This is a genomic window from Arthrobacter sp. YA7-1 (genome assembly GCF_025960325.1).
GTDB classification, from domain to species: Bacteria; Actinomycetota; Actinomycetes; order Actinomycetales; family Micrococcaceae; genus Arthrobacter; species Arthrobacter bambusae_A.
The window spans coordinates 2,758,449-2,783,848 of sequence record NZ_CP110114.1; the positions used below are offsets into that span (position 1 = coordinate 2,758,449).

General features: G+C 65.5%; 21 protein-coding genes. 10 read left to right on the top strand and 11 right to left on the bottom strand.

Annotation, left to right across the window (positions count from 1 at the left end):
- The first annotated feature begins 252 nt into the window (after positions 1–252).
- From OIT41_RS12945 to OIT41_RS12970, 6 genes are read left to right on the top strand one after another with little or no spacing between them, the layout of a single operon-like run.
- Positions 253–1,119 (top strand): glycosyltransferase family 2 protein, encoded by an 867-nt coding sequence (locus tag OIT41_RS12945; RefSeq protein WP_264636581.1) that lies wholly within the window; start codon positions 253–255, stop codon positions 1,117–1,119.
- On the top strand, positions 1,119–2,153 hold the full coding sequence (locus OIT41_RS12950; protein WP_241707444.1) for a glycosyltransferase family 2 protein: 1,035 nt from the start codon (positions 1,119–1,121) through the stop codon (positions 2,151–2,153). Before OIT41_RS12945 ends, OIT41_RS12950 begins: the two co-directional genes overlap by 1 nt.
- Positions 2,146–3,234, top strand: a complete 1,089-nt coding sequence (locus OIT41_RS12955) for a hypothetical protein (protein WP_241707443.1) — start codon at positions 2,146–2,148, stop codon at positions 3,232–3,234. Before OIT41_RS12950 ends, OIT41_RS12955 begins: the two co-directional genes overlap by 8 nt.
- Complete coding sequence (locus OIT41_RS12960) at positions 3,231–5,378, top strand: glycosyltransferase (protein ID WP_241707442.1); 2,148 nt, start codon at positions 3,231–3,233, stop codon at positions 5,376–5,378. Before OIT41_RS12955 ends, OIT41_RS12960 begins: the two co-directional genes overlap by 4 nt.
- Positions 5,378–7,273, top strand: coding sequence for a hypothetical protein (locus tag OIT41_RS12965; protein WP_241707441.1), 1,896 nt, complete (start codon positions 5,378–5,380; stop codon positions 7,271–7,273). The genes OIT41_RS12960 and OIT41_RS12965 overlap by 1 nt, the downstream gene beginning before the upstream one ends.
- Positions 7,263–7,646: a hypothetical protein gene (locus tag OIT41_RS12970; RefSeq protein WP_241707440.1), complete on the top strand. Its 384-nt coding sequence runs from the start codon at positions 7,263–7,265 to the stop codon at positions 7,644–7,646. Before OIT41_RS12965 ends, OIT41_RS12970 begins: the two co-directional genes overlap by 11 nt.
- A gap of 20 nt (positions 7,647–7,666) precedes the next feature.
- On the opposite strand, the gene OIT41_RS12975 is transcribed toward OIT41_RS12970, so the two are convergent.
- Positions 7,667–8,599, bottom strand: coding sequence for a glycoside hydrolase family 16 protein (locus OIT41_RS12975; RefSeq protein ID WP_241707439.1), 933 nt, complete (start codon positions 8,597–8,599; stop codon positions 7,667–7,669).
- 287 nt (positions 8,600–8,886) lie between these two features.
- Here OIT41_RS12975 and OIT41_RS12980 point away from each other — a divergent pair, with 287 nt between their 5' ends.
- Positions 8,887–10,095 carry an alkaline phosphatase family protein gene (locus OIT41_RS12980; RefSeq protein WP_241707438.1) on the top strand — a complete coding sequence of 403 codons (1,209 nt, stop codon included), beginning with the start codon at positions 8,887–8,889 and terminating at the stop codon, positions 10,093–10,095.
- 209 nt (positions 10,096–10,304) lie between these two features.
- Entirely contained in the window at positions 10,305–11,633 is a 1,329-nt protein-coding gene (locus OIT41_RS12985; protein ID WP_241707437.1) for an S-layer homology domain-containing protein, read from the top strand.
- 158 nt (positions 11,634–11,791) lie between these two features.
- On the opposite strand, the gene hpaB is transcribed toward OIT41_RS12985, so the two are convergent.
- Both hpaB and OIT41_RS12995 read right to left on the bottom strand, forming a co-directional pair.
- Positions 11,792–13,246, bottom strand: a complete 1,455-nt coding sequence (hpaB, locus tag OIT41_RS12990; RefSeq protein WP_078108512.1) for a 4-hydroxyphenylacetate 3-monooxygenase, oxygenase component — start codon at positions 13,244–13,246, stop codon at positions 11,792–11,794.
- Between the two features lie 66 nt (positions 13,247–13,312).
- On the bottom strand, positions 13,313–13,849 hold the full coding sequence (locus OIT41_RS12995) for a flavin reductase family protein (RefSeq protein ID WP_078108511.1): 537 nt from the start codon (positions 13,847–13,849) through the stop codon (positions 13,313–13,315).
- 160 nt (positions 13,850–14,009) lie between these two features.
- Here OIT41_RS12995 and OIT41_RS13000 point away from each other — a divergent pair, with 160 nt between their 5' ends.
- Positions 14,010–14,744: an IclR family transcriptional regulator gene (locus OIT41_RS13000; RefSeq protein WP_241707526.1), complete on the top strand. Its 735-nt coding sequence runs from the start codon at positions 14,010–14,012 to the stop codon at positions 14,742–14,744.
- Positions 14,745–14,900: 156 nt separating this feature from the next.
- Here OIT41_RS13000 and OIT41_RS13005 read toward each other — a convergent pair whose 3' ends face one another.
- The 5 genes from OIT41_RS13005 to OIT41_RS13025 form a co-directional block, all read right to left on the bottom strand.
- Positions 14,901–16,328: an MFS transporter gene (locus OIT41_RS13005; RefSeq protein WP_241707436.1), complete on the bottom strand. Its 1,428-nt coding sequence runs from the start codon at positions 16,326–16,328 to the stop codon at positions 14,901–14,903.
- Positions 16,329–16,464: 136 nt separating this feature from the next.
- Positions 16,465–19,485 (bottom strand): AAA family ATPase, encoded by a 3,021-nt coding sequence (locus tag OIT41_RS13010; protein WP_241707435.1) that lies wholly within the window; start codon positions 19,483–19,485, stop codon positions 16,465–16,467.
- Complete coding sequence (locus OIT41_RS13015; RefSeq protein ID WP_241707434.1) at positions 19,482–20,681, bottom strand: exonuclease SbcCD subunit D; 1,200 nt, start codon at positions 20,679–20,681, stop codon at positions 19,482–19,484. Before OIT41_RS13015 ends, OIT41_RS13010 begins: the two co-directional genes overlap by 4 nt.
- Before the next feature lie 90 nt (positions 20,682–20,771).
- On the bottom strand, positions 20,772–21,746 hold the full coding sequence (locus tag OIT41_RS13020; protein WP_241707433.1) for an MIP/aquaporin family protein: 975 nt from the start codon (positions 21,744–21,746) through the stop codon (positions 20,772–20,774).
- Positions 21,747–21,886: 140 nt separating this feature from the next.
- Positions 21,887–22,222 (bottom strand): YidH family protein, encoded by a 336-nt coding sequence (locus tag OIT41_RS13025; protein ID WP_264636582.1) that lies wholly within the window; start codon positions 22,220–22,222, stop codon positions 21,887–21,889.
- Between the two features lie 91 nt (positions 22,223–22,313).
- Here OIT41_RS13025 and OIT41_RS13030 point away from each other — a divergent pair, with 91 nt between their 5' ends.
- Positions 22,314–23,399 (top strand): ADP-ribosylglycohydrolase family protein, encoded by a 1,086-nt coding sequence (locus OIT41_RS13030; RefSeq protein ID WP_264636583.1) that lies wholly within the window; start codon positions 22,314–22,316, stop codon positions 23,397–23,399.
- 30 nt (positions 23,400–23,429) lie between these two features.
- On the opposite strand, the gene OIT41_RS13035 is transcribed toward OIT41_RS13030, so the two are convergent.
- From OIT41_RS13035 to OIT41_RS13045, 3 genes are all read right to left on the bottom strand, one after another.
- Positions 23,430–23,969 carry a DUF4395 domain-containing protein gene (locus OIT41_RS13035; protein ID WP_241707430.1) on the bottom strand — a complete coding sequence of 180 codons (540 nt, stop codon included), beginning with the start codon at positions 23,967–23,969 and terminating at the stop codon, positions 23,430–23,432.
- A gap of 66 nt (positions 23,970–24,035) precedes the next feature.
- Entirely contained in the window at positions 24,036–25,061 is a 1,026-nt protein-coding gene (locus tag OIT41_RS13040) for an exonuclease domain-containing protein (RefSeq protein ID WP_264636584.1), read from the bottom strand.
- A gap of 72 nt (positions 25,062–25,133) precedes the next feature.
- Positions 25,134–25,394 carry a DUF4235 domain-containing protein gene (locus OIT41_RS13045; RefSeq protein ID WP_264636585.1) on the bottom strand — a complete coding sequence of 87 codons (261 nt, stop codon included), beginning with the start codon at positions 25,392–25,394 and terminating at the stop codon, positions 25,134–25,136.
- Between the last annotated feature and the right edge of the window lie 6 nt (positions 25,395–25,400).

The following is a 25,400-nucleotide window of genomic DNA, read 5'->3' on the forward strand; positions in this document are numbered from 1 at the left end:
CTGACGTCGGAAGGCACCTGACCGAAGCGACCGCGGCAAAGCCACGCCTGCGTGTAACGGTGCTGTAACGGGTTCGGTCCCATGCTCATCCGAACATGCTCCTGACCTGGCGCATGTAAACGGCGAGCGAAATCGAGGTGCGGCCATGAACAATCCAGGCCCCCTTTTCCGGCGACCGTGCACAAGCGGCCCCCGGGTGCTTCCCAGCAGGTGTTCTACATTCGTGCAGCTGAACGGACGGGGGTGAAGGCGATGTCCATTGGACAATTGGAGCCTTCCAGCGGCAGGGCACCAATCGCTTCGGCCCAAGGGACTTCGCTCCCGGCGGCTTCGATCAGCGTGGTGATTCCCACTTTGAACGAGGCATTCAATCTGCCGTGGGTGCTCAGACGGATGCCGTCGTACGTGGACGAAGTCATCATCGTGGACGGTCGGTCCGAGGACCTTACTGTGGATGTGGCTCGCGCGCTCCGCTTCGACGTCGTCGTAGTGAACGAGCTGCATGCCGGCAAGGGCGCCGCCATGCGGGCAGGGTTCGCCGCCGCTACCGGGGACATCATCGTCATGCTCGACGCAGACGGCAGCATGGATCCGAGGGAGATCGGTTGGTTCGTTTCGCCCCTGCAGCACGACCACGACTTCGTCAAGGGCTCCCGTTACGTCACCGGCGGCGGATCCGATGACTTGACGCGTTTGCGCAACCTGGGCAACCGGGCGCTCACGGGGCTCGCGAACAAAGCCTTGCACTGTAACTTCTCGGATCTTTGCTACGGATACATCGCTTTCCGCAGGGAGTGCTTTGAGGTCCTGGAACTGAAGTCCGACGGTTTCGAAATCGAGACGGAGTTGGTGTCCCGCGCGGCGCGGGCCGGGCTTCGGATCGCTGAGGTGCCAAGCCACGAGTTGTCCCGCATTTCGGGCAATTCACATCTGCAGACCTTCCGGGACGGCTGGCGGGTCCTGCGCACACTGACCCGTGAGTGCGTCGGTTGGGACGCGCCGACGGCGGGGGTACGGCCGGAGGCGCTCCGGCGCGTCAAGTACCGGTACCCGGACATGAGGCTCCCCCATGTTCCCACCGACCCGAAAACGGTCCTGGCGATGCTGGCGGACGGCTGATGCCCGGGAGCGCCGCCGGCTGGCCAAGCGTCAGCGTGGTGATCTGTTGCTTCACCGAAGCCCGGTGGGAGTTGTTGCTCCGCGGGATCGCCTCGGTCCAGTCCCAAACGTTCCGGCCGGAACAGGTTGTCGTCGTCGTCGACCACAACGAGGACCTGTACCGGCGATTGGGACTGTACCGGCGGCTGACGGGCGCGCTTCTTGGAGTCGAAGTGGTGGAGAACTCCGGGCCGCGGGGTCTTTCCGGCGCCCGCAACACCGGGGTGAAGGCGGCGACCGGTGACATTGTGGCCTTCCTCGACGACGACGCCGAAGCCGCCCCGGACTGGCTGGCCCGGCTTGTCCTGTTCTATGACGATCCGGACGTGTTGGCGGTCGGTGGCCGGGTTGAACCCGTGTGGGAATCAGGCAGGCCGGCGCACTTTCCCGAAGAGCTGGATTGGATTGTCGGGTGTACCTATAAGGGCTTGCCCAGGGTCGCGGCGCAGGTTCGTAACGTGATCGGGGCGAACATGTCCTTCCGCTGCGATGTCTTTGAGCGCGTCGGCGGGTTCAATGCGTCCCTTGGCCGGCAAGGCGGCCGCCCGCTTGGATGCGAGGAAACCGAATTGTGCCTGCGGGCGTCCATCGGCGCCCCGGGAACACGGGTGGTTTACGAGCCGGCGGCCGTGGTCCGCCACCATGTGCCGGCTGCGCGTGGCACCCTGCGCTACATGCTGGCGAGAGCCTGGTCTGAAGGTGTTTCGAAGGCCCAGGTGACACGGCTCCTCGGCCGTGGCGAAATCCTTGGACCGGAACGCCGATACGTCCGCCGGGTGCTGCCGCGAGCTGTCCTTGCCGGACTACGCTCGTGCACGCGCGACGGCGACATGGGAGGGCTGGCCAGGGCCGGAGTGATTGTGGCGGTTCTGGCTGTCACCGCGATCGGCTATCTGCAGAGCCTGTGGGAAACGTCATCGCCCCAAGTGCGGGTGTCCGGCTCCGTTTTGTACCGGCTTATTCGCGACACCAGTGGAGGCAGGCCCAGTGATTAACCAGCAGATTGCCTCGTCACCGGCAGTTGTCTTTGACGTCCACGGACGCGTCGCCATCAGGGTCGCCCAGGGCACCCCAGGCGAGGCGCAGCTACGTGACATGCTGGCCCCGTTCCTGGGCCCTTCGACGTCCCCCCTGCAATTGGACATCAGCGGCGGCGTCAGTCCGGTTCCCTCGCAATCCCATGCCGAAGACGCCTACCGGTATACAGACGATTCTTTGTTCCTCCCGGAGGACCGGGTCCAGGTGACCCGGACCGACAACGGATTCGTGATCGAAGGGGCGGGCGAGCTCCTCACGGCAGTCGTGCCGTTGTTGGACCACTTGTGCATCCGGCAGGATACCGCGATGGTCCACGCGGCGATGGTGAACTATCGGGGCGCGGGCATCCTGATGCCCGCATGGGGCGGGGTCGGGAAGACAAGTACAGTCGCGAAACTCCTGGCCATGCCGGAGGTCGGCTTCATGGCCGATGACTGGGGATTCATCACTGCGGAGGGGACGCTCCTGTCCTACGCGAAACCGATGTTCATCAAACCCCACCACCGGCCAATCTATCCGGACTTGTTCCAGGGAGTCCGCAAGCCGCTCGCGCCCGGCTGGTTGACGTCGACGATCAGCGGTGTGGCCACCGCTGTACACCCTGTCATCGTCCGTTATCCACGCACTGCCGCGTTCACCCGGCGGTGGTCGCCCGAGCACAGGATGGTCCACCCGGAACAGGTATTCGGCGCAGGGAAGATCGCTCCCCGGGCGCCTGCGCGGATCGCCGTCTTCCTCGAACGTTTCGACGGAGCGGAAGCCAGGTTGGAACGCCGCACAGAGGCCTGGATGGCGGCCCGCATTGTCGGCAACTTCCATTCGGAATTGCCTTTGGTTTCCCGGCGACTCATCGAGGCCCTGGGGGCCACTGGCCTCGTGCCATTGGGCGAGCACTTCTCCGCGAAAACCTCCGTAGTCACCAGGGCGCTGGGTGACGTTCCGTGCTTCGTGCTGCGCCTTCCGGTGGCGTGGTCCGCGGACCAGACCTCGGACTATGTCGCGGGCACGGTCACCTCCTTGGTGGATGGCGGGCCGTGAGCAGGAACGAGGACGCCGGCAGCGTCCTGGACGTGTCTGTGGTGATCCCGGCCCGTAACGCCGCCAACTGGCTCGCCGAATGCCTGGAGTCCGTCTTTGACCAGAACCCCCGCGAGGTCATCGTCATCGACGGATGTTCGCATGACGCCACCGTGCAGATAGCCCGTTCGTACGGGGCACGCGTCATCTCCGACGAGGGGCGCGGACTCCCGGCGGCGCGGATGCTCGGTGCCAGGGCCGCGCACGCCGACCTTGTCGCTCTCATCGACGCCGACGTCATCGTGCCCCCTGGCGTTCTGGAGAACCTGATGAAGGAGTTCCAGGCGGGCGGCTTCGACGGCTTGCAATTCGGACTGGTGAGCGAGCCCGACGGCGCGGGCTACTGGGGTGCCGCCCTCGCCTGGCACCATAACCACAGCAGGGTCCGCTCCTGGTTCGGCGTCAGCGCCACCCTCATGCGCCGCAGCGTGCTGCTGGACGCCGGATTCGATGAAAGCTTCCGGTCCGGCGAAGACATAGAACTCCGGATCCGGCTCGAGGCCGGTGGATACCGCCTCGGCGTCTCGCCCACCACCTTCGTCAGGCACCGGTTCGCTGACAGCTTCGAATACGCCCGCGACCAATGGCTTCAGGACGGCGCCGGTTTGGCGCGCACGATGCACAAGCACCCGCGCCGCGCCGCCTGGCTGGTATTCCTGCCCCTGCTCGCGACGGCCCGCGGGGTCCTTCTCTCCTTGGCCACCGCTCCCCGATACCTCCCCTATTGGGCCGGCTTCGTCCTCTACAACTACGGGGCTTTTGGCAGCACCTTGCTGCGACTCCCCAGGCACGGACTGTCCCTCGGCGGGAACGCCGTGTGGCTCGCGGCGGCCCGCATTGCGCCAATGGCGGCCGGGCTGCTGTTCTGGGCCCTCGCCGCCGTCGTGATTCCTGCCGACCGCCTGGGGCTGGCCTCGGCTGTGGTCGCAGCCACCATGCTGACCGTGCAACTGGGCATGCTCGGCGTCGGCCCGGCCACGCTGTCCGTGCTTCCCGCCCAAGCCGACCAGGGCCGGGCCCTGATTCCGGCAAGCGTCGCCGCCGTGAGCTTTTCGTCGCTCCTCATGGCCACCGGCTTGCTCGTCGTAACCTCTTTCCAGAGATCCGGCGTCGGCACCGCGTGGACGAACCCCGTGATGAGCGCCGCCTTCTTCGCCGCGGCGCTCCTCGCCGCCGTCGCATACCAGTTCGACCACATCGCCGTCGCCCAGGCGCGGGCGGATCGCGCGTTGACGCGCAGTCTCGTGCAGGCCCTGTTCCAGCTTGGCACCCTCGCCGTCTGCCTGTTCGCCGGCTACCGGGATCCTTCCGCCATCGTCGTTGCCGTGGCCATGGGTGCCTTGGCGAGCGTGCTCCTCGGCCTGCGCCAGCTCGGACGCACAGATACCGCCCTGGAGTGGACGCAAGCGAACTGGCGCGAAGTGGTGAAAGTCTGGGGTCCGGGCCTTCGCCAGCACGCGCTGATGCTTGCCGACCGCGCGCCGGGCTACGTTCTCCCGCTCGTCGTTGCGGCGGCGCTGAATACCTCGGCCGCAGCAGCCTGGTACGTCGTCTGGATGCTGGCTTCAGCGATCTTTTTCGTGCCCCAATCGGCTGGCTATTCACTCCAGACCGCTATTGCTGCCGACACGTCCGATCCTCGCGTTCCTTCACCTCCAGGCCTGGTCCGGAGGGCTTTGCAGATGAGCCTCTTCCTCACCGGGCTTGCCGGGGTGTTGCTGCTGGCGGCCGGCTCCCTGCTGCTGCCGTTGTTGGGGTCCGGCTACGCCTCGGCGTGGGTGCTGCTGCCGTTCCTGGTCCCGGCGCTGATGTTCACTTGCGTCACACAGGTCTATTACGGGGTGTGCCGTTCCACCGGGCGTTTGGCTGAAGCCACGGTGGTCGCGATTGCCGCGTGCGTCCTCGCGGTGGCACCTGCTCCCGCAGTCGCCCAGCACTTTGGCCTCACGGGAGTGTCCGTGCTCTGGTTGGTCTCCCAACTGGGAGCAGCCGTGGTCGCCGGCGGCCGCTTGCACCGTTTCTCACGGGGCCACGGAACCGCCTGGACCAGACGGAATATCGGGCGCACTTCCGGGTCGCCTGCGCACGGAGTACCGGCACCGTAATGGCCGTACAAGCCCCTTGGAGTGTCTCCTCCACCCGCTTGCACCGATCCGACGTCGGGACGTTGCCCCTCGTCGCCTCCGGCCCGAAGCGCCTGCATCCCGCCCAACATCGGGCCGAGCGCGGTGACCCGCGGATTCCGGGTGCCCTCGCGGTGATGGCGGCAACTGCCTTGATCCTGGGGGTGTGGGCGCTCAAAACAGTAAACGCCCAGGACATTGGCGGTGCCGGCCTGATCCAGGTCCTGCCTCCCAGCTATTTTTTTGCCCTGGGCCTGAGCCTCGCCGGGTTCGTCGGTTCCCTCGGCCTCAAGGTTCTTCGCCCGTGGCTGCTCGTCGTTCAGCTTCTGGTGTTGATCGTCGTCCTGCATGGGGCCGACCCGATCATCCATGGCCTGCCCCGTTTGGAGGCGAGCTACCGCCACTTGGGCATCACGGATTACATCACGCAAACCGGAGGACTGGACCGGAAGCTGGACGCTTACTTCAACTGGCCCGGGTTTTTCGGGCTGCTGGCGATGCTCTCGAATACCACGGGAGTCCATGACCTGACCTGGGTTGCCACGTGGGCGCCGGTCGGCGTCAACGTCCTGTTCATGCCTGCCCTGCTGGCGCTGGCCCTGCGCCTTGGCTCCAGTCCCAGGCAAGCATGGGCCGCCGTGTGGATGTTCTACCTGGCCAGCTGGGTGGGGCAGGACTACCTCTCCCCACAGGCTTGCGCCTTGCTGCTGCTGCTGACCTTGATCGCCTGTGTCCTGACGGTTTTCCCCGGGTGGCCGTGGAAGCCGGCGGGCAAGCCCGCCGGCCGGCTCAGGAATCTTGCCCGTCGACTCGAACCAGGCAAACCGGCGCCGATACCAGGCGAATTGCCGGGGTCTGCCTTCATCACCTTGGCCGCAGTGTGCGTAGTGCTGCTGGCCGGGATGACGGTTGCCCATCAGCTCACTCCCTTTGCCGCGATCCCCATCCTGGCACTGCTCGCCCTGAGCGGAAGGTGCCGGCTGCGCTTCCTTCCGGTCCTGGCGCTACTGCTTCCGGTCTGCTGGCTGGTCCTGGCCGCCACCCCTTTCCTCATCGGCCACCTGCACACGCTCTTCGGGTCCATCGGCAACATCAACGCCGCCGCTTCAGCCTCGTTGCTCAACAGGGTGGGCGGTAGTCCGGCCCACCAGTTCATCGTCTACTCCCGGCTCGCGGAGGGAGCCCTGGTCTGGGTCCTCGCAGGACTAGGCAGCCTCCGCGGGCGACGGCTGCGGAGGCCGTGGCTGGCTGCCGCACTGGGGACCGTGGCGCCCTTCGTCATGTTTCCGCTCCAGTCGTATGGCGGCGAGCTGCTGCTCCGGATCTACCTCTTCAGCCTTCCGTTCGCCGCGAGCCTGGTCGTGCTTCCGCTGCTTCCCCGTGGCCCGAGTCCGCCCGGACTGCGTCGGATGGGCGTACTCCTGCTGCTCGGATCGATCATCGCCACGGGCACAGTCGCCACCCGGTATGGCAATGATGCCATCGAGAATTTCACTCCGGATGAGATCGCCCTCGTCAATCAGCTGTACGCCACCGCCCCGCATGGCTCGGTCCTCATCGAGGCCGTTCACGACACGGCCTGGAGGTATGCGCACTACGCCGGATACCGGTACCAAACGGTCCTCCCAGCGGAGCCGGCACGCCCTGGGGACCCGCAGCCCGGCTGCTTGTCGATAACCCAGCTCGTCCCGTCCGCGGGCGCCTACTTGATCGTCACTGCAAGCCAGGTCAGCGCATCCGGTGTTCTCAACACGGGGCCGAGCGAAGGCTTGCAACACTTCATCGACAGGTGCGCCCTCCAGGGAGGCTGGTCGCTGGAGTCCCGCAATGCCGGCGGTGTGGTCTACCACCTGCAAGGAGCACCGAATGGCATCTAGGCACCGGAGCGTCGCGACGATCGGCGCGGTAGTGGCGGTTATGGCAGTGGCGTCGATTCCTTTGTCCTTCACCGGCCCGGAGGGACTTCGCCTTGCTGTCATTGGCCCGTTCCTGCTCGCCGGCCCGGGAACGGCCCTCATCTTGTTCCTGAAACCCCGGCGCATCCGGAAAGGAACCGGATTCGAGATGCTCCCGTTGGCCGTGGCGATAGCGGTGAGCTTCAGCCTCGCCTTGGCCATCCTGCTCTCGACGGCGATGCTTTACGCCGGTTTCTGGCATCCATCGGCGGCTGTATCCGGCTTGGCCGTGCTGACCTTGGGCCTGCTCGTTGCCGTGGACCGGCGGTCGCGGCGAGAGGAACCGGCGCCATAACGAACGTGCGGACAGTGCGCCTACGCTTTCGCCCAGATTGCCACCCAGGCCACCTGCAGGTGCCCGGCCGTTGCCGGCGCGGGGCAGCCGGTCAGGCAGGATTCGGTTTGGAGGATGTAATGCATCGGCTTGTCGGGGATGCCGACCGTGCTGACACCGATCGAGACACCATCGAGGAAGAACTCAACGCGCCCGGGCGTCCATTCGGTGGTCGCGGTATGCCATGCCGTGAACCGGGCACCGGACGGGTTTTCATGGAAGATGTTCTTGTCCGAGCCAGCCTGGTGGACTGCGCCGTAAAAGGACTTGGACAGATCGCCTTCGGGGTAGTCGATCTCTCCGTCCTGCGGCCAGACTCCGCTATCGGGCCACAACAGCCACGCCGTCTTGAACCCCTGCAATGCCTCGGACCTGAACCGCACCGAATACCGGCCGTACAACAGGCTGTCGTACGGACGCCCGTTGGCAGGGTGCAGCTTCGGCGCGGGTGCCGCACCCATCGAGATACCCTTCTCGCTGTGCAGGTACATGTCGAGCATCCCATCCTTGACGCTGAGCACTTTCGATGGGTAGTAGCCCGACTTGCCACCGCTTTGCTGACCGGCCGTGTCCGGTGTCCCGTCGGCGTAATTGACACTCCATTTGGCGTTGTACGCGGGCCCGGGGAAACTCCCCAGCGGAACGTCCCCTTCGCTGAAGTCTTCAGTGAATACCTGCCGCCACCCGGGCAGGTCCCCCACGGGCATTTGTCCCGTCGCCCGGGACTGCCCTGCGCCGGCCCCCGCCGTCGACGTTCCGGCCGACCGGCTTGCGCCCGGCGACGCCGGGCCACCCGGGGGTCCGGCGACGCACCCGGAGAGGACCAGCGCCAAGGAAGCGACGAGAACGATCGGGATGCCCGCACGGCGCGCAGTCTTGAAATTCCTGCTGTTTCGCCGCTCGTCCACGTGCATGGGAGCCAGTGTGGCGGCAAACCCACGCCGATACAAGGCCCGCCCTCTTCGTCCATGATCGGGACGTGGAGCGGCAGCATCCATTGCCTTGGCTGCGAATTCACAGCGAACCCGAAGCCGGTAACCATGGCCCCGTTGGACATAGTGTGCAAAAGTGTCCGAACCGGAACGCTTCCGCGATACCTGCTACCGCCAAGACGAAGCGTCACCGTTCGGCGCGGACCTGCCGGCATGCCGGCCAAGTCTGCCGCCCGGGATCGGCAGGATCGTGGAGGAAGCAGGATCAGATGAAACTCAGAATGACATCCGGCAGAAGAGTCCCGGGCCGCGTCCGTCCGCAGCACCGCCGACCCAGGGTTGAGCGCGTCGTCCTGGTTGCCGCGCTCTTGGTGGTCGGCACGGCTTGCCAAGGTCCGTCGGGTGACGGAACACCGGCTCCCGGTCCGAGCACCACCGCCACGACCGGCTCGTCCACGGTCCCGACGTCGGCGGCCCCGTCGCCCACCGACAGCCCCCTGCCGACGGCCGCGGCAGCGGGGAAGATCGGGCACGTCTTCGTGATCAATCTGGAAAACCAGAGCTACGACAAGACCTGGGGCCCGGACTCGGCAGCCCCCTACCTCTCCCAGACCCTGCGCAGCCAAGGAGTCCTCCTGACCCAGTACTACGGCGTCGCCCACCATTCCAACCCCAACTATCTCGCCCAGATCTCCGGACAGGCATCCAACCCGATGACGCGCAATGACTGCACGACGTATGCCCCGTTCGTCCAGACAGGAACCGCGGACCCGGGCCAGGTGCTCGGATCGGGCTGCGTTTACCCCGCTTCAGTCCCGACGCTCGCCGGGCAACTCAGCAACGCCGGGAAAACCTGGAAGGGATACATGGAAGACATGGGCACGGCGTGCCGCCACCCGAACCCGGGCGCCAAGGACACTTCCCAGAACGCCAAAATCAATGACCAGTATGCCACCCGCCACAATCCCTTCGTCTATTTCGCCAGCATCACGTCCTCCACCGACTGCCAAAACAACGTCGTGGACTACTCCAACCTCGCGAAGGACCTGCAGTCTGCCGCCACCACCCCGAACCTGACTTACATCAGCCCCAACCTTTGCCACGACGGCCACGACAGCCCCTGCGTCGACGGACAGCCCGGCGGGCTGGAGAGCGCCGACGCCTGGCTCAAGGAACAAGTCCCCGCGATCCTCAACTCACCGGCCTACAGGCAGGACGGCGCGCTCGTCATCACCTTCGACGAGGCGGACGGTAACGCAACCGGCCCCTCGGGCCTGCCGGGGGGAACAGCCGGAGGACTTATCGGCGCGCTGGTGCTGTCTCCATTCAGCAGTCCAGGCACCACGAGCGGGACGATGTACAACCATTACAGCCTTCTCGCCACCATGGAGGACATCTTCGCCGTCCCCCGTCTCGGATATGCCGGAGCACCCGGGCTGCGGAGTTTCGGGCGGGACGTGTTCAACACCCGACTTTGACCTTGCGGAGAATCCGCACCGGCCAGCACTGCAATCCTGGATTTGGTAACGCAACTGTAACCGCACCCATGGTGCCATTGGTTCTCGACGGCATTGCCGGGTGCCTGGGCCGGGGACCGTCGCAACAACTTTCGCCACAGGCAGATCAAAGCCGGCTTCCTCGCACCTCCGAGGAAGCCGGGTGTCGACCGTAGCTTGGAGGACGGACAATGAAACGACTGTACCGGTTGGGACTCTCCGGAATTCTCGGCCTCGCTTTGGGTGCAAGCGCGGCAATTGTTGCGGCACCCGCCGAGGCAGCGTCGGTCACCTGCCAGCCGGGAACCGCTGCACCTACGGACAGCTTCCCCGGCACCACGGTGGTTGCCGACAACTTCGAATCCGGGACCTTGTCCCCGTACTCACCCGTCACGCAAGGGACCGGAACGGCCGCTGTCAGCTCGACCATGGCCCACGACGGCGCATGCTCCGCCTACCTGCACGCAACGATTGATGCCGGTTCGATCTCCAATATGTCCGTGCCCCTTCCCTCAGGCACCACCCATGCCTACGCGGCCGGCTGGTTCAACATCACCACCGCCGGTGTGGCAGGCAACGATGTTCCCTACTTCCGCTTCTTCTCCGGGGCGACACGGATCATGGACATCTTCCGTTACAACAGCACGTCCAACTTCGTGTTGAGGGTCACTGCGCCGGACGGCACCTTCAGCTATACAACGATGGTCGGGACCGTTGCGCTCAACAGCTGGCACCATATCGCGATGGACGTCACCGCCAATGGAAGCGCCACGGCGGCCCAAGTCTGGTTCGATGACAAGTCCGTCTTCTCCTCCAGCACCCTCAACATCTCGGCAACGTCCGTGAGCAGTGTGATGCTGGGCTCGGAACACCCGACGCAGCAGGCCGACATCTACGTGGACGACCTCATCGTGAAGAATGAATCGGCGTCTGCGTCGTATTCCTTCACCGACGTGACCTCGAGCTACCCCTTCTACAAGGAAATCACCTGGGCCGCTGACGCAGGCATCACCACCGGCTGGGCCATGCCGGACCAGACCCGCCAGTTCCGGCCCTTGGAGTCCATCAGCCGCGAAGCCATGGCCGCCTTCATCTACCGCTACATGGGCAGCCCTGCGTACACCCCGCCGGCAACACCGAAGTTCGCCGATTATCCAACGAACAGCCCCTACTACAAGGAAGTGTCCTGGCTGGCAGACCAAGGTATTACCACCGGCTATAACGACGGCCCCAACGGGGCACCGACCTTCCATCCACAAGGCACTGTCAACCGCGATGCCATGGCAGCCTTCATCTATCGCCTCAACGGAAGTCCTGCAGTCACGGTAAGCAGCAACTTCATCGATGTGCCTGCCAACTACCCCTTCTACAAGGAAATCACCTGGCTCGCCAACAACAAGATCACCACCGGCTGGGCCCTCCCTGACGGCACGTCGGAATTCCGGCCCGGCATCGCAGTCGCCCGCGACGCCACCGCGGCCTTCCTCTACCGCACCAACGCCATCTACCCCAGGCCCTGAGAGCGGTCCGGCAACGGAAAAGGGGACTGACGGTCAGCACCGTCAGTCCCCTTTTTCCGTGGGCGGGCGCCCCTCTGTTTGGCCAGATCCTCCCGCACAGCTGCCGGAAGTCGACGGCGACGCTCGCCGCCGTCGTCGTCGTCCGCGCCGTGGCGCGTTCAGTCTTTCCGCTCGAGGAACTCCCGCACCCGCGCGCGGGCCGGCTCGCGGTCATAGCTGTTCACCAGGGCGGCCGCCATGCGGACAGGGTCACCGAAGAAGAAGTACTCATACAGGGCCTGGCGCCCGGCGAACGCGGAAATGCTGGCATCGAAGGCGAGCTTGAAGAGGCGCACGCGCTCCGGGCCGGTCAGCGTCTTCGCCTGCAGGTACAGCTCGATGTCCGGCAATGCCTCACTGGCCACGTCCGCTTCGCCCGGCAGGGCCATGAGGCCGGACGCCGAGAACTTCCGGATGATCGCGGGGAAACGCTGGGCAACCTTGGGGTACCAGTTGCGGGCCGCATTCAGGGTGGGCCAGTGCGGCAGGAACACGCCGTCCGGGCTCGGAGCGGCCTGGGCTTCCGCCGCCACCATGAGGGCCTTGCCGATTTCGACGGTCTCGATCAGCTCCGCGAGGTCCTCCTGGATGTGCTGGAAACCGTCCACCCCGATCGATGCGGCAATCTCGGAGGCCAGGCCCAGGAAGAACTCGCTCTTCGCGATGGTCCGCGTGACCACCTGGTGGGTCATGAGGGCCCCGGCGCCGGTTTCGGAATAGAAGGCATTGCACAGCTCAGGATGCCCGAGCATGAAGATGCGCTCGTTGGGCACGAACACATGGTCGAAAACGACGACGGCGTCCATCTCCTCGAATCGGCTGGCGAGCGGCTCGTCGTGGGTGCCTCCGCCGTTGTAGAGCGACGTCCGGCACAGGTAGCGCATGCCGGGCGCATCGTTCGGGAGGGCAAACGCGTAGGAATAGGGAGCATCTTCCGGCGTCGAGCGCAGAAGCGTCGAGGGGAACACGAGAAGCTCGTCGGCGATCGGTGCGATCGTGGCGAGCATCCGCGCACCGTGGACCACAATGCCATCTTCGCGTTCTTCCACCACCCTGGCCGAGAGCTGGCCGCCGAGCTGCTCGGAACCTGACACCGAACGGTTGACTTGCGGTGGAATCAGGGTGTGCGTGGCCAGGAGATCGTTTTCGCGGCAATGCTCGTAGTATTTGCGGATGTTTTCGCCGAACATCGGATCGGCCTGGGCGAACCATTTTTCCGCGGCGGCAAGCGCCGTGAGGGCGCCGTTCATGTAGTCGCCCGTCCGGCCCAGGAATCCAAGGGAATACTCAGCCCAGGTGCGGATAGCTGCATGCCGATGCTCGAGGTCTTCCTTGCTGCGCGGCACCAGGAACGAGGCACTCACCCGGTCGCCGGTCGTCGGGGACTCATAGGTGAGGGCGTCCGCATACTTCGGGTCATGCTGCATGTCGAAGAGCTTCGCGTACGTGCGGGCCACGTTCCTGAATGACGGGTGGTCGGCGATCTTCTCGGTGACCGTTTCGCCGTCGATCAGGACGTGGGGGTTCATCGAGTTGAGCTTGTCCAGGTACTGCTGTCCGGTCCGGATTCCCATGGTTGTCTCCAATGATGGTTGAGCTGAAACGGCATATGGATGCGACGTCGACGGGCCCCGCATCAACTACAAAAGATCCTCCATTCCCAATTGGCTTTCCGGGATGGTGGTGAAGGAGCTGTTGGCGAAGGCGAGTGCGTCGCCGCTGCGGTAGTTGAAATCCACCACTTGACCCAGGTAGAGGGTGTGGTCACCGCCGTCGTAGGCAGCCCATGGCGTGCATTCGAAATAGGCGAGGACGTTGGATAGCCGGGGCGCAATGTCGCCTTCGACCCAATGGGGCTCGGGCCCTGGACGGCCCGCGAAATGCAGGGCCAACTGCTTCTGTTCGGCGCCCAGGATATTGACGGTGAATGGGCGCCCGGCAAGCTCGTCGTGCGCTTTGGTGTTGCGGGCGATGCTGACGAGGACCAGCGGCGGTTCCATGGACACCGAGGTGAAGGAATTGACGGTAATGCCATGCCGCTTGCTGACGCCGTCGAATGTCACGATGGCAACGCCTGTGGCGAAGCGGCCCAGGCTGCCGCGGAAATGATGTGCCCGCGGCCTCGAGGTGCGGCCGAGGGGTCCCGGCTCCGCATTCTGGCTGGACTTGGCAATCATCGTTGATCCCTGGCTGGAGATTGTTCTAGGAGATTGTTCTATATGTGGATTTGTTCTATATTTGAACAACAAATTCTCATAAAGAACCATAGTCTCTTGCGTGTCACAGCACAAGACGGCGGGCAAGCCGCGTTAGCCCCAACATAGGATGGAGCGCATGATGTCTCCCAGCGCCGCTAAGAGCCTGCAGGAAACGACGGCGACAGTCTCGCCGTCGCAGACCCTCTCCCGGGGCATCCAGGCCCTCGAAATCCTGGCGGCTGCCGAGCGCCCCCTGACCATTGCGGAACTCGCCGGCGCCTTGGGTGTTCATCGTTCGGTGGCCTACCGGATCCTCCGCACGCTGGAGGATCACTCCCTGCTGGTGCGCGACGACGCCGGACGTGTCCAGCCCGGGCCCGGGCTTGCGGTGCTGGCCAGGGGTGTCTCCCGCGACCTCCAGACGGCCGCCCTTCCGGAGCTGACCCAGCTTGCCAACACCCTGAACATGACGGCTTTCGTCGCGGTCTGGGACCATCAGGACTGCGTCACGCTGGTCACGGTCGAGCCGCGCCACTCGGCCGCCACCCTGGCACAACATCCCGGCACGCGCCACCCCGTGAACACCGGGGCGCCTGGGATCGCCATCCAGTCCACCATGAGCAAGGAAGAATGGGCCGTCCGCGCTCCTGGCCTGCCCTATCGCCCGGAAGCATCCGAAGCCCGCAGGCTCGGCTACGCGGCAAGCCACGACGAGGTCATCGCCGGATTGTCTTCCCTGGCCGCCCCAATCCAGGTGCCGGGTGGGCGGCCCGCCGCGATCGCCGTCGTCTACATCCGCCGCGAACAGGACCAGGCCGCCGTCGGCGAAGCACTGGCAGCGAGCGCGGCCCGCATAGGGGCCCAGCTGGCGTAAGGACCCGCCCGTGGGCTCCAGGCAACGGACCCCGCCGATGGGCTCGCACCGTCCCCTTCCAACGCTCGCTCACGTATGAGGCCAAAACCGGCAACGCTCGTGCAGATGATCTGAAAGAGGGTTCCCCGAAAGCGGCCCATAAGTGAGCGGGCGTCGTTAGTGCTGGGTGCTTGGCTTGCGCCGAAGGACCAGTCCTGCAACGATGCCGAGCACCAGAAGCGCGCCCGAAGCAGCGGTCGACACCACAAATGCGGCGCCCGGGCCCTGCGTCTGGGCCAACTGGCCGGCAAGATAGGCGCCCAACGCAGTACCTGCCACGATGCCGCTCGCCAGGGCGGTCATCACGGTTGCCATCCGACCTGCCGGAGCCACGACTCCCCCGATGCTGAAGACGGTCACCATGACGGGTCCCACGGGGATTCCGAGCACCAAGAGAACGATGGCCATCGGCCAGATCCCGGCGGGGAGGAACAACAGCAGAGAGAAGGCCGTCATCGCGGCCGCGGCGAGCACCCAACGGATGGCCAGGCCGAAGCGCCGCGGCCAATAGGCAACGGACAGCGCGGCGACGGCGGAGCTCAGGCCCATGACGGAATACATCAGTCCCGCAATTTCCGCCGTGGCGAACTGGGCGGAGTAAGCGCTCAAGGCATTCTGGGTTGCCCCGAAGAATGTTCCCATGCAGACCATGGCCAGCACAGGAACGGCGACCTTCAGCCACGCCAAGGCACCCGACTTCCGCTCGGCAGGGATGCTCACGACGCCGGTGCGCGCCTTGCGCTTTGCCGGCACCACAGCCAATTGCGAGGGATGGACGGCGAAGGCCGGTACGAGAGTTGCTGTCAGGACGGCCGCCAATGCGAGCGGAAGCCAAGGGGCCACGAGGCTGGCGAGAATGCCGACCAACGCCGGACCCAGGACGAAAGTGACTTCGTCCGCGGTGCCCTCGTAGGACAAAGCGGTGTCCAGGTCTGCGCGGCTGGACGCCACACTTCCGTGACCCGTGGGATTCGCCCCGACTCCAGTGTTCGGATTCCGTGGATTCAAGTTCCCGGCAGTCAGCGCCATCCACCGGACACGGGCCATGGGCCCCACCTGCGGGCAACTCGCTCCGGCCAGGAACGCAGTCAGCAAAATGACGGCCGCGTCCGTGGGGGTGCTGAAATCGGGCGTCAGGTACGCGGCAACGAGCAATGCGATGACTGTCACCGCATTGACAGCCGCGGCTACGAGCAGGACCGGGCGCTGCCCTGAGCGGTCAGCGAGCGAACCGAGCACCGGTGCTCCCAAGGCCGATCCGATACCGACGGCTCCCGCGGCGAGGCCGCCGATGGCGTAGGAATGGCTGACGGCCGTGACGAGGGTGAGGGTGCCGACAGTCAGCATGGCGAGGGGCAGCCGTGCGAAGAGTCCCAACGGCAGGAAGTTCCGGCCGGCGAGCTCAGGCAGGCGGGCGAAGCGGCCAGGCAGACGCGAACGACGGGGCGCGGCCTTCGCGGGCGCGACTTTCGGGGGCGCGGATGGAACTGAAGAGGCAGCCTGCAGTGCGGTGCTCGCCGTGGAGTTCTGTGGGGAGGAGTTCATGATTCCGGGTTCGCTGAAAGGTGCGCATCGTCCCTCCTCCCGATGCGCGCGACCCGGTGTAACCCTCCAAGTCTACCGGACGGCTGTGCCTTTTCCAGCGGGCCGGGTCCTGCGGGAGCGCCTCAAACCGGCATTGTCAGGCCGCCGCGGCGTCGACGATCCGCACAGTGGAGCCATTCCGGTTCTTGGTCACTTGCAACTGGCTGCCGATTCTCTGCTTCATCTCGGCAACGTGGCTGACAAGCCCCACTACCCTGCCGCCGTCGCGCAGTCCTTCGAGCGCATCCATGACCTGCTCAAGGGATTGCTCGTCAAGGCTCCCGAAGCCCTCATCCACGAACAAGGTCTCGATGTCCACGCCTCCGGCTTCGTGCTGGACCACATCCGCGAGCCCGAGGGCCAACGCGAGCGAAGCCATGAACGACTCCCCGCCGGACAGCGTTGCGGTGTCCCGCCGCTGGCCCGTCCACTCGTCCACGACTTCCAGGCCCAGGCCGGATTTCGCGCCGCGTGCTGCCCTGGCGTCGGTGTGTTGCAGGGTGTACCGGCCATCGCTCATGGCGATCAGCCGCTCCGAGGCCGCAGCCGCGACCTGTTCAAGGCGAGCGGCCAGGACATAGCTGTTGAGACTCATTTTGTAACCGTTGTCACCTGCCCCCCTGGCGGTCTCGGCGAGTTCGTTGAGAACCCGGGCGCGTTCGCGGGGGCCGCGCCCGGCGTCGGCAGCCTCTTCGTACTGCGAGCGGATTGCGGCCAGGCTGGTCACGGTCCGTGCAGCCAGCCCGGCAGATAGAGCCAAACGGCGGGCCGTTTCTTCGCTTTGCCCGGCCTCCTGTTCGAGGGCGGCAAGCTCGACGGCGGTCAGGGGCACCTCTCCGATCTGCGCTTCCTTTGCGGCGAGCACGAGGTCCTCGGATTCGAAGAGTTCCGCGAGTCTTGCGTTCTCGGTCTCGGCGGCCCTGATGGCTTCCTCAAGCCTGGCGGCATGCTGCTCGTCGAGGATTTCGAGCCGCGCAGCCTCCGCGGTCTCGAACCCGTTCGCCGAAAGGGCGCGGTCCAAAGCTGTGGACGCATCATCCACAGCCTCCCGGGCACGTTCCAGCTGGACGCCCGCGGCCACAGCCGATTGCAGGAGATCGCGTTGCGCGGTCAATGCCTCTATCCGGCTGCGTAGCGTGTCGAAGCCATCACGGAGACCGCCAAGCATGGCGTCCAAGGCCTCACGTTGCTCGTCCAGCAGAACCATGGTGGATTCGGCCTGAGCCGCGGCAGTGTCCTCCCGGACTTGTTCCTCCTCCAAACGGGAAATACGCTCCGCGGTGCGTGCGAGGTCTGCCTTGACCCGTTCAAGTCCTTCGACGGCGGAACGCGCCGAAGCCAGGGCGTCTTTGGCCCGCGCCTCCGCCGCAGCAGCTTCCTTCGGATCGATGTCTCCGCCCTGGGCGGCGAGTACGGCGACTTCCTGCTCGGCGGACGCGAGCTCGGCCGAAGCCTGAAGCAGTTCGTGTTCGCTCGCGTCATAGCGTTCGTGGGCGGATTGCTCTTCCTCGGCAAGTGCCAGCGCGGTGAGCCCGGCAGCCGCCGGCGATGGGTGCTCGGCGCTTCCGCACACCGGGCAGGCGTCGCCATCCCGCAGCTTTGCGGCGAGCTCGCCGGCGGCATTGGCCAGCCGGGACTCGCGGAGATCCAGCCAGAGTTGGCGAAGGTCCTGGGAAAGCGCCCGGGCCAACGCGTGGCGCTTCACTGCCGCGGCCAAGGAATCCCGGGCGATGGCGTAACGGGCTACGGTCTTGACGGTGTTCCCCGCTGCTGCTGCTTCGCCTTCGCGGACGGGCAGCCCCACAGCGGCCGTTTCCAGCGGGGCCAGTTCACCCTCCAAGGCAATTGCCTCGCCACGGAGGCCGGCCAAAGCAAGGGCGCGTTCGGCTTTGGCCGACTCGCGCTGCCCTGCCGACAAGGTGAGTGCGTCCAGCCTGGCACTGATGTCCTCGAGCTTTTGTTCGTCCCCGATCCGGGCTTCCACGACCGCCATCGTTTCGTGGATCCTGGCGAGGGACGTGCCGGGGTCGCTTGGGTCCAGGGCGGCGGCACGAAGCTTCGCCGTCGCCGACTCTGCCGTTGAGCCCGCCAGGCCGAGGGCGTTCGTGGCGCGGTCTACGGCGTCGAGCTGTCCGCCGAGTACGGCGGCTTTCCGGTGGCGCCCGAGCCGCTCGCGGGTTTCCCGCACTTCGCCCGCGCTCGAGGAGAGCACTTCGCGCCGTCGCGTGGCGGCGTCGAGCTTCGCGTGCCGTTGGACCCGTTCCCGGGCGGAGGTGAGCTTGTCTGCCAGGTGAAGCCGGACGGCATCGGCAGTGCCGGCGGCTTGCTGCCGCGCCAAAGATTCGGCCCGGGCCAGGGCTTCAAGGTTCCCGAGCCGGAGTTCAGGCGCGGGCCCACTGGATCCTTGACCATCAAGATCCGCCGTGTCGGCCTCTTCAATGCCAAGTTGGGCGTACTCCGACTCCGCCCTTTGCACGAGCAACTCCAGGACGTTCCGGTTGTCCTCCACTTGCGCGCGCGCGGCGTTTGCCTGGAGTGCCAACTGTTGCTCGATCGCTTCAAAGCGCTGGGTTCCGAAGAGCTTCTGCAGAAGATCGAGCCGGTCGGATGCCTTGGAACGCAAGAAGGCCGCGAAGTCCCCCTGCGGGAGCATGACCACCCTGGTGAATTGTTCCCGGTCCATCCCCAGGACGTCACCGATTTCCATGCCGGCTTCGTCGTTGCGCGAGGTCTTTTCCTCCCACGAGCCGTTGACCCGTTCGCGCAGAAGGGTTTTGGCCTGCTGGGTGGTGAAGCCCTTGCGTCCACGGGCGCTTGGCCTGTCCCAGGCCGGGGAACGGGTAACCTCAAAGCGCCTGCCCCGCGCCGAAAATTCGCAGACAACCCGCGGCTCCGCAGCCGGCTCCGCGTGGTCGCTGCGCAAGCGTTTGCCATCCTGGCGGGCGCCCGGGACGGAGCCATACAACGCAAAGCAGATGGCGTCGAGCACGCTTGTCTTTCCTGCACCCGTAGCACCGTTCAAGAGGAACAAACCTTGGGCCCCCAGCTGGTCGAAGTCAATCGACTGAAGTCCGGCAAACGGCCCGAATGCCTCAATGTCGAGTCGGTGGATTCTCACAGCTCTGCTCCTTCCAGCCGGACTGCTTCCAAGGCTTCACGAAGTGCGGAAAGTTCGGTCTCGTCAGCGGGCCTTCCCCGCACATGGTCGAGGAAGCCGCAGCACACACCCAGATCGTCCTCGGCTTCGGCAAGCCTGCTGCTGTAGCTGGCCTTGACCCTTCCGGCGGCGTCTTCGGGGTCAAAGCCCAGCACCAGGGTGTCCGGGAACCGGGCACGCAATTGTTCCATGGCCTGCGCCGGCCGCGCTGAGTCCGTGAGGGTGATCTGGCAATACGCAGTCTCGGCCCAGGAATATTGCTCCGACTCCAAAAGCTCCGCAAGCTTCCCGCGGAGGATCGCCAGCTCCCGAGGAGCTGTCCACAGTACTTCCTCGACGCCCTCAACACCGTCGATGCCGATGTCAATCAACCATGCACCCTTCCGGTGCTTGGCTTCGGAGAACGAGTACGCCAGCGGCGAACCCGAATACCGGACGTGCTCCGAAAGTTCCTGGCGCCCGTGCAAGTGCCCCAGGGCCGTGTAGCCGAAGCCATCGAAGAGATCCAGGGGCACTGCCCCCAAACCGCCGATGCTCAGATCGCGTTCGCTGTCCGAGGTAATGCCGCCGCTCGCGAAGGTGTGTGCCAACACCACGGAGTGCACCGGGCCTGCTTCGCTTCTCCGGGCAGTGTCCTCACGGATGAGCTGCACCGCGGCTTGGGTGACGTCAAAATGACTCGCGGTTTGAGTACCGAGCCGTTCGGAAACAAGCCTCGGTTCGAGGTACGGAATGCCGTAGATGGCGAGCACCGGCGCGCCGGCCTGGGCTGCGTTGTCGTTGCTGTCGCTGTTGCTATCCAAGGGGAACAGGACGGGAGAATCGAGGTCCTCCACGCGGGTCCTCAAATGGACTCCTCCGCGCTCCAGCAGGCGTGAAGCGAACCCGAGGCGGATCGCGGAATCGTGGTTGCCGCTTGTCAGCACCACCTTGGCCCCGGCGTCCGTGATGCGCACGAGGGCGTCGTCCAGAAGCTTGACGACATCCAGGCCGGGGAGGGCGCGGTCGTAGACGTCGCCCGCAATCAGGACGACGTCCACCGACTGCTCGCGGATGACTGCCAGCATCTGCTCGATGAAGTTGCGCTGGGCATCGAGCATCCCGACGCCATGGAACGATCGTCCAAGATGCCAATCCGACGTGTGCAAAAGCCTCATGTTTTCACGCTAAGCGGAGGCACGGACATTAATGGTGCGGCGCGGCGGCACCGGCCGTAACTGGGCGTTCCCGGCAGCTGAATACCTGCGTCAGCCCCGCTTGCCATCGAAGAATTCACGGGCCGGGTCGACGACGGGCTTCTCTTCGACGGGTGCCGCGGCGGGGGCTTCGGCAGGCTCATCGACGGGCGTCGGAACGGGCTCGGAAACGTCGGCCGCACTTTCCGGAAGGGCCGGGTCAGCGTCGTCGTCGGACTTTTCATCCCAGGCGTCGGACGGCAACGATTCTGCGTCCTCAGAAATTGCGGGTTCCTCGACCTCGGTCACAGCCGCAGGAGTCGACTCGCCGAACCCTCGGAAGATGAGGCCGGCGATCGCGGCGCCCACGAGCGGTGCGACCCAGAAGAGCCAAAGCTGCTCCACCGCCCAGCTTGAGCTGAAGACGGCGGACGCAGTGGCACGGGCCGGGTTGAAGGCGAGATTGCCGGTGGATTGACCCAGCTGCAGCAGGACTGCGACGGTCAGGCCGACTGCGAACGGCGCGGCGAGTTTGCTGGGATTGCGCCGGGCGGTTACCCCCAGGAAGACCCCCACCAGGAGTGCAGCGCCGAGGACCTCTACGAGCATCACACCGGTCACCGGAACCTGGAAGGGGGAATGCGCACCGAAACCCGACGTCGAGGTTTCAAAGACGGCTCGGCTATCCGGGATATTTGGCACAGTCCGTACGACGGCGAAGAGCGCCAAAGCGCCCAAGAGGCCGCCCGCAATCTGGGCCCCCACGTATGCGGCCCCATCAACGAGCTTCATCCGGCCGGCAACCAGGTGGCCAACCGTGATGGCCGGGTTGAAGTGGCCGCCCGACAGGTAACCGAAAGCAAGCATGGCCGCGGCGACAGTCAGGCCGCTTGCCAGCGAGGCCGGCATCGGAACCGCCTGGGGGTTGATGAAGATCAACACACCCAAGCCAACAACCACAAGGAACAGCGTCCCCAGAGCTTCAGCGAACGACCGGGCAAGGAGCCCGGGGCCGCGGGAGGAGGGAATGGACACAGTCGTGGTCATCTCGAGGGATTCCTTAATTCGAAGTTCGGGTTCTCTTTTGCGGAGGCGAATGCTCCAGCCAGGGCAACGCCACGCGGCGGACCGCATCCTTGCCCCGCAGCATCGTGTCAGCCCAGTCTGGACGCTTCCTGAATCCGAGCCTAGCCGCCCAACGCGATTGCGGCGACCGCAGCGCAGGCGAGGGCGGTGATGGACAGGGCGCTTGCAATCATCAAGAACGGCAACGCCTGGTCGTTGCGCATCGCCGCCTCCATCTGCGCCCACCTCCGGGAGGCAAGGGTCGCGAGCCCCGCGCCGATGATGGACAGCACCACGCACAAGACAATGCGCACGGGCTGCGGCGCGATGTTCCGAGCAAGCTGGTCGATGGCGACAGCACCGGCCCGCAGCGCCAACGAAGTACGGATCCACGCAAAAAAGGTCCGCTCATTTGCGAGGGAGAATCTGTAGTCCGGAGTTTTTCGGTTTTCCGCCACGCGGGTTCACGCATCACTGCCTCCTGGTTCGCGAGCCACCGAATAAGCGGGCAGGTGAAGAGCGACGAAGCAGCCACGGTAAATTACCACTATGAGTGCTGAACCGTCCCCCTCCGCCGTGCCATCCTTCGAGTCCCGCGTCCGCGGGTGCCTGTTGGGTGGTGCCTTGGGTGATTCGCTTGGCTACGCCGTCGAGTTCGACGACGTCGCCACCATCCGTTCGCGCTTCGGCGCCGCAGGCCTCACCTCTTTCGGCCAGCTCGACGGCGGCAGCCACTTCTCGGACGACACCCAGATGACGCTGTACACCGTCGACGGCATCGTGGAGGCCCTCGAATGGGCCAACGACGGCGTCGCGGCGGATGAAACGGCGTGCCTATGGCTGGCCTACCTGCGATGGCTCGCGACCCAGGGCATCGTGTTGCCGTCGTCAGCCCCTGTTCCCCAACCGCGGTGGATCGACAGCCAGGAGGTCCTCCGGCATCGCAGGCATCCGGGCAACGCCTGCCTGAGCGGACTCGCCACGGGCCAGATGGGGACCAAATTTCGGCCCGTCAATCCGGAATCGAAGGGCTGCGGCACGGTCATGCGGTCCGCTCCCTTCGGCCTGGTCCCGCACATTTCCGAAGCCACCGTCTACAAGCTGAGCACTGATGCCGCATCGTTGACTCACGGACACCCTTCAGCCCGGCAAACTGCCGGTGCCTTCAGCGTCCTCGTACACAAACTGACAGCGGGTTCCGATCCACGGACCGCGGCCGAACATGCCCTGGGCGTGGTGTCGGCATTGCCCGATGCGGCTCCCGAACTCCTCGAGCGGCTCCGCCAGGCGCTGGAGATGTCCTCGGCCGGCACCCTGCTCAGCCCGGAAGAACTCACGGCGCACCTGGGCGAGGGCTGGGTGGCGGAGGAGGCACTCGCCGTCGGACTCTATGCGGTGCTGGCAACCGGCGCCACCGCCGGGGGCCAGCTGGATCCGGCCGCCCATTTCCGCCAGGCCATAGCCGTGGCGCTGAACCACAGCGGTGACAGTGACTCCACCGCGTCGATCGCGGGCAATATCCTCGGGGCATTCCATGGCGAAGAAGCTTTGCCCTCGGACTGGCTTGAAGCCCTTGAGGCCCCTGAGGTCATCCGTGGCATGGCGCAACGGCTTATCGCTGTCACCGTGGGCTAGGTGGCCGGAGGCCCAAAACCAATGAGCGCGTCAAACCCGGCGAAGCGCGATGTTGTTGCACGCTTCGCACACGTCTTCGGGGATAAGTCCGTGCTTCTGCAGGAAACCAAAGATGGCGCAGCCCAGGCAGAATCCCGCAAACGATTCAAGGGACGCCGCGACAATCAGCAAGGCGAGCAGGATCCAGGCGCCCAAGGCGAAACCGGCGAAGAACAGGACCACGGCGGCCGTGCTGAGCGCAGCGCCGATTCCCTGTGCGAATCGCTTGGGCGGCCCCGGGACAAGCTTGGCCGGCCCCACCCGGGGGGCCAGCAATTTGACGGATAGCACAGCGAACGGCGAGATCCTCGGACCGAACAACACCCGCAGCCAGAACCCTGCCGCGATCAGCACGAGTCCCCCACCGAGGCCGCTCAGGAGGGTGGCAACTGCCGCAAGAACCACGAGCCCGGCCGTGATCCTGGCGGCATACTCATTGACCGGATTGGGGAAGGCGAAGGCGGCGCGCCATCGGCTGCCTGCCGGAGCTGCGGTGAACCCTGCGGTATCGGCCTGTTTTCCCTGTGCCATGGCTCAAGGCTAGGAGCGCTGCTACACAACAGGAAGCTTTGTTGCTCCGTGTGAATTTTGCGGCCGCTAGCGTCCGCCGACCATCTGCAGGAACTCACCCTCGGAAAGTACCTCGATCTGCTGGCCTCGGCTGTGCAGCTCAAGGACCCGCTTTGCTTTGCCCGTGAGGCGGCCGTTCCGGAGATCGCCGGCAACAAAGCCGTCGCCTACCACCAGGACCGTTGTCCTTCCGGTCACACGGCTTTCCGGGCTCGCTCCCATCTCCGCTGCCCGCTGTTTCGCTTCCGGCCGGGCCATCGCAAGCTCGCCGGTGAAAACGACTGTCTGCCCGAAGAGCGGGTGGCCCGGTTCCGCTGCGGGGTTGGGCGCCGGGTTGTCGCCTTCTTCAGGCCAATTGCCCCAGGCGCGTCCAAGCTGGCCGGCGCCATTCCCGACGCCGGACCCGCCAGCGACCGCGCTGCGCCCTCCACCGACGGCCGCGAGCGCGGCGAGGGTTTGCTTGGAGAGTCCGTCTCCGGGCTGGAAAGCCTGTTGCCGGGGTATGGCCAGGCCGAGGGACAAGTAGAGCTCGGCGATGCTGTTGGCGTTGTTCCGGTGCGCGATGTCCACCAGGATTCCGGCGCAGGCCCGGGCGTCTTCGGCGGCGTCGTGGTGGTTCACGAGGGGAACGCCGGCCTCCTCCGCCGCGTAGGGCAAGGAATTGGACACCAAGGAGTAGCACCGCCGGGACAACATCACCGTGCAGACGTACTCGTAAGCGGGGCCCGGCAGACCGGAGACTTCGAGCCCGGAACGGATGACGCCGAGATCGAATGCCGCATTGTGGGCGGCAAGGATATCGTCGCCGATGAAAGCGCCGATTTCGGGGAAGACTTCGCCAAAGCGTGGAGCCCCGGCGACGTCCTCGGCGCGGATGCCGTGGATCCGGGTGTTGTGGTACTCGAAGTGGTCATGGTTTACCGGAGGCCGCATGAGCCATGAAGCTTCCTCCACCACGACGCCGCCGCGGACCTTGCTGAGGCCGACCGAGCACGGAGAACCCCTGAAGCCGTTCGCAGTCTCAAAGTCGATCGCCGTAAAGTCCAATGCCACTGGTCAAGGTTACAGGTGGAAAGGGATCCGCATGGCGCAGCAGGGGTTGTTGGCCTTGTCACCTGCAAACGTTCAGACCTCGTCCGCCGTCTTCTGCAGCCTGATCAACGCCTTCTTGGTTGTCCTTTGGGTCAGGACGTGGATGACCGCCCCTACGGCGCCCCCAGCGAAGGCGAACAGCACCACGCCGGGCAGGGAGTCCTCCAGATTGGTTGCATCCTTCGGCGCGGAATTCCCGGTGGACTTGCTCCAGATGGCCTCCAGGGCCTTGTTCGCCGCCATTCCGGCACCCATGCCCACAACCAGGCCAAGTAGTTTGATCAGGACGTTCATTTTGCT

Coding starts and splice junctions, on each gene's coding strand:
- OIT41_RS13015 (WP_241707434.1), bottom strand. CDS start 20,681: ATGAGGCTTTTGCACACGTCGGATTGGCATCTTGGACGATCGTTCCAT.
- OIT41_RS12945 (WP_264636581.1), top strand. CDS start 253: ATGTCCATTGGACAATTGGAGCCTTCCAGCGGCAGGGCACCAATCGCT.
- OIT41_RS12995 (WP_078108511.1), bottom strand. CDS start 13,849: ATGATTGCCAAGTCCAGCCAGAATGCGGAGCCGGGACCCCTCGGCCGC.
- OIT41_RS12975 (WP_241707439.1), bottom strand. CDS start 8,599: ATGCACGTGGACGAGCGGCGAAACAGCAGGAATTTCAAGACTGCGCGC.
- OIT41_RS12985 (WP_241707437.1), top strand. CDS start 10,305: ATGAAACGACTGTACCGGTTGGGACTCTCCGGAATTCTCGGCCTCGCT.
- OIT41_RS13020 (WP_241707433.1), bottom strand. CDS start 21,746: ATGACCACGACTGTGTCCATTCCCTCCTCCCGCGGCCCCGGGCTCCTT.
- hpaB (WP_078108512.1), bottom strand. CDS start 13,246: ATGGGAATCCGGACCGGACAGCAGTACCTGGACAAGCTCAACTCGATG.
- OIT41_RS13005 (WP_241707436.1), bottom strand. CDS start 16,328: ATGAACTCCTCCCCACAGAACTCCACGGCGAGCACCGCACTGCAGGCT.
- OIT41_RS13035 (WP_241707430.1), bottom strand. CDS start 23,969: ATGGCACAGGGAAAACAGGCCGATACCGCAGGGTTCACCGCAGCTCCG.
- OIT41_RS12970 (WP_241707440.1), top strand. CDS start 7,263: ATGGCATCTAGGCACCGGAGCGTCGCGACGATCGGCGCGGTAGTGGCG.
- OIT41_RS13045 (WP_264636585.1), bottom strand. CDS start 25,394: ATGAACGTCCTGATCAAACTACTTGGCCTGGTTGTGGGCATGGGTGCC.
- OIT41_RS13000 (WP_241707526.1), top strand. CDS start 14,010: ATGTCTCCCAGCGCCGCTAAGAGCCTGCAGGAAACGACGGCGACAGTC.
- OIT41_RS12950 (WP_241707444.1), top strand. CDS start 1,119: ATGCCCGGGAGCGCCGCCGGCTGGCCAAGCGTCAGCGTGGTGATCTGT.
- OIT41_RS12965 (WP_241707441.1), top strand. CDS start 5,378: ATGGCCGTACAAGCCCCTTGGAGTGTCTCCTCCACCCGCTTGCACCGA.
- OIT41_RS12980 (WP_241707438.1), top strand. CDS start 8,887: ATGAAACTCAGAATGACATCCGGCAGAAGAGTCCCGGGCCGCGTCCGT.
- OIT41_RS13030 (WP_264636583.1), top strand. CDS start 22,314: ATGAGTGCTGAACCGTCCCCCTCCGCCGTGCCATCCTTCGAGTCCCGC.